The 3548-nt window shown below is 67.5% G+C and carries 4 protein-coding genes and 1 pseudogene (1 of these 5 cut by a window edge); 3 read left to right on the top strand and 2 right to left on the bottom strand.

What is annotated here, in order from left to right:
* Positions 1-1472 (top strand): adenylyl-sulfate kinase (cysC, locus tag ACFE99_RS19315; RefSeq protein ID WP_375488041.1); only part of this gene is annotated, 1472 nt, incomplete at its 5' end.
* Positions 1473-1575: 103 nt separating this feature from the next.
* On the opposite strand, the gene ACFE99_RS19310 is transcribed toward cysC, so the two are convergent.
* Positions 1576-2205, bottom strand: a complete 630-nt coding sequence (locus ACFE99_RS19310) for a TetR/AcrR family transcriptional regulator (protein WP_375488040.1) — start codon at positions 2203-2205, stop codon at positions 1576-1578.
* Between the two features lie 89 nt (positions 2206-2294).
* Here ACFE99_RS19310 and ACFE99_RS19305 point away from each other — a divergent pair, with 89 nt between their 5' ends.
* Positions 2295-2780: a hypothetical protein gene (locus tag ACFE99_RS19305; RefSeq protein ID WP_375488039.1), complete on the top strand. Its 486-nt coding sequence runs from the start codon at positions 2295-2297 to the stop codon at positions 2778-2780.
* The gene (locus ACFE99_RS19300; RefSeq protein ID WP_375488038.1) at positions 2777-3250 is read left to right on the top strand and encodes an LGFP repeat-containing protein; all 474 of its coding nucleotides are present in this window, start codon (positions 2777-2779) and stop codon (positions 3248-3250) included. The genes ACFE99_RS19305 and ACFE99_RS19300 overlap by 4 nt, the downstream gene beginning before the upstream one ends.
* 12 nt (positions 3251-3262) lie before the next feature.
* Here ACFE99_RS19300 and ACFE99_RS19295 read toward each other — a convergent pair.
* Positions 3263-3548: pseudogene (locus ACFE99_RS19295) on the bottom strand (acyl-CoA dehydrogenase family protein) (it continues 853 nt past the right edge of the window).

Genomic DNA, 3548 nt, shown 5'->3' with positions numbered 1-3548 from the left:
AGAGCCTTGTCGCGGCGGTAAACAAGATGGACCTCGTCGACTTCGACCAGGGCCGGTTCACCGAGGTGGAGGACCAGCTGCGCCAGATGGCGGCCCGCCTCGGCGGCGTGGAGATCACGGTGATCCCGATCGCGGCCAAGCTCGGCGACAACGTCGTGCACCGCTCCGAGAACACACCCTGGTACGGCGGACCCACACTGCTGGAGTACCTGGAAGGCGTCGAGTTGGCGGCGCCGCAGGCCGACGCGTCACGGCTGAGGTTGCCGATCCAGTGGGTGTCGGGGCCCACCGCCGACATCCGCCGCCGGTACACCGGGGGGCTCGCGGCCGGCACGGTCATCGTGGGCGACCCGGTGGTGTCGCTGCCCGCCGGCACCCGTTCGAGCGTGACCGCGCTGGACACTCTCGACGACGAGCGCGCGACAGCCGTTGCGCCGCTGTCGGTTTCGATAGAGCTAGCCGACGACATCGACGTGGGTCGCGGTGACGTGCTGATCAGTGCCGCCGACGACGCGGTTCCACCGGTGCTGGCCCGAGAGCTCGATGCCACGATCTGCTGGGTCGTCGACACCCCGCTGCGCGCCGGCGACCGGCTGGCTCTCAAGCAGACCACCAAATCCGTGCGGGCGACAGTGCAGGAGCTGCACTCCCGGGTGGACCCGGAAACGCTGGACGAGCTCGACGGTCCAGTCGAGTTGGCGCTCAACGACATCGGCGTCGTCACGCTTCGGACCAGCTCGGTCGTGGTCGCCGACCCCTACGCCGACAACCGGGATACCGGCGCGTTCATCTTGATCGACGAGTCCACCAACGACACCGTCGGCGCCGGAACCATTCTCGAGGCGCGGGAGATCAAGCCGGGCGCGCATCCGCGCACCGATATCCGCTGGCATCCGTCGGCGCTCGACCGCACCTATCGCTGGCGGGCCACCGGACAACCGGGTGCGACGATCTGGTTCACGGGCTTGCCGGCATCCGGCAAGTCGACCATCGCGGTAGCGGTGGAGCGCGCACTGGTCGAATCCGGCCGGGTGGCCTACCTGCTCGATGGCGACAACCTGCGTCACGGCCTGTCCGACGACCTGGGCTTCTCGCCGGGTGACCGGGCGGAAAACGTCAGGCGCGTCGGGCATTTGACTCGGTTGCTCGCCGACGCGGGTGTGGTTGCGCTGGCGTCACTGGTGTCTCCGCTGAAGTCTGACCGCGAGATCGCCCGCGCGCTCAACGACGCCGCCAAGCTGCCTTTCATCGAGGTCTATGTCGCCACACCGCTGGCCGAATGCGAAAAGCGTGACCCAAAAGGGCTGTACGCGAGGGCGCGCAGCGGGCAGCTCGCCGGTCTGACCGGTGTGGACGCGCCGTACGAGCCACCCGACAACCCAGACCTGGTGCTCGACACCACCAATGCCGACATCGAGCAACTCGCCGCCCAAGTCATCGATCTGCTCGACGAGCGCAGCCCACGCCGCTGACCTAGACGGCCGTGGTATGGCGTCTGCGTGGTCGCAGCGACATCATCCGGTTGCCGGGCCGACGCGGATGATGATTCCGACCGTGGTACCGGCTTTGATGCGACTATGTGGTAGCGGGTCCCAGCACCGCCGTCATCGTGGCGACGAAGTTCTCCAGACGCTCCCGCGGGTAGGCCTCGGGATGGCGCACCGCCAGCCGGCCCAGCATCTCGGCAAACGACAGCACCGTGTGGGCGAGCAGATGAGGATCCACGCCGGCTAGTCGGGGCATCAGCGCGGTCCCGGCGCGTGCCAGATCTTCGGCCTGCGCCAAGATCGCCGAGCGGGTCTGGCGCAGCGCCTCGCGGTAGGCCCGGGGGGCGCTGTCCGGTGCGGTGAGGATCAGCCGCCAGCGCGTCGGATCGGCCAGGACGGCTTGTAGGAACGCGGTGATCGACGCGGCGTAGGCGCCGGCCGGCCCCAGGGTCGTGAGATCGGTGGGCATTGCCGCGGCGATCTGGGCGATGCCGCGCTGGTGTTCGCGGGCCAAGAGCTCTGCGACCAACTCCCCTTTAGTCCGAAACACCGTGTACACCACGGGTTTTGCGATGCCCGCCGCTGCGGCAACGGTTTCCATGGCGAGCTCGTGGAGCTCGCAGCCGGCCAGCACATCCAGGGCTGCATCCAGCAGCTGAGCGCGACGCGCCTCGCGTGATAGCCGCGGTGCGTATTTGCGGCGCGGGCGCTCCTTCACGGGCGTGACCGGAATTTTACGGCACCGTTGTATTGGTTGGGCCGGTAACGTTACGGTCGCGTTCTATTCACCAGAACGGAGACATCGCGATGGCCCAGGGCATTCGATCCATCCAGCCCGCGCTGGCGGACCCACGGTCGATGGTCGCCTGGACGGCGCAACCTGCTCAGCTGACCGTGCGGCGTGCCATCGCGCTGGCGCGGCTCATCGACCGCGCCGACCGAGCGCTCGACGATATCGCCGAGCTGCGCCGGTCAGCGCAGTACATCGCCGGCAACCTTGCCGACCTCAGCCAAAGCGCCAAGGCAATCGACCGCAATTCCGCTGAGATCGCCCGGGAAATTACTGGCTTGACCAAAGCCGCGCAAGGCATCGACACTCAGGCCGAACGTCTTACCTCGGAAATCCAATCGGTGGCCCAGATCTTGCCGACCTTGCAGCGACTCACCGAAATCGTCGACCCGCTCGACAACACCGTCGCGCGGCTGGGCCGCTTCGTCGACCGCCTGCCAGGCGGTCGGCGCACCGCCGCCCGCAGCACCCAGGCCGTCGAGTCACAGGAGAAACCCAGATGACTGGGAGCCGCATGGCCGTAGGTATGGCGATCGCGGCAATGGTTGCCGCCGGTTGCGGCAGCACCGCAGACCCGATCGGCCCCACCAGCGCGGTCGGCGTCACCACCCAGTGGTTCGCAGCCACGTCCGGCAAATTCTTACTGCAAGGCGCCATCCTGCAGAAGTACAACGAAGTCGGCGCGTCGAACAGCTTGCTAGGGTCGCCGATCAGCAATGAGCAACCCGGACCAGGCGGTGGCCGCTACAGCAAGTTCGAGGGCGGCGGAATCTACTGGACCCCGCAAACCGGCGCACATGTCGTGCTGGGCGGCATCCGCGACACCTGGAGGAACGACTACGGCGGCCCGGCCGGGCCCCTGGGTTACCCGACCGCCGACCAGCAAGACATCCCCGGCGGCTGCCAGCAGACCTTCCAGCATGGCACCATCACCTACACCAACGGCCAACCGCACGTCCAGATGCAGCCCTAGCCGCGAAAGCCATTACAGGCCCAGGTCTTTGGCGATGATCGTCTTCATGACCTCGGTGGTGCCGCCGTAGATGGTCTGGATGCGGGCATCGACGAAAGCCCGCGCCACCGGATATTCCCGCATGTAGCCGTAGCCGCCGTGCAATTGCAGGCAGCGGTCGGCGGTGCGGACCTGCAGTTCGGTTGTCCACCACTTCAGCCGGGCCGCCCGCGCGGCGGTCAGCTCACCGGCCAGGTGCTCGGCGATGCAGTCATCGAGATAGGTTCGGGCGATGTCGAGTTCGGTGGCCAGCTCGGCG

Source organism: uncultured Mycobacterium sp., from assembly GCF_964249325.1.
GTDB lineage: Bacteria > Actinomycetota > Actinomycetes > Mycobacteriales > Mycobacteriaceae > Mycobacterium.
This window is presented reverse-complemented; position numbering and strand designations above follow the sequence as displayed.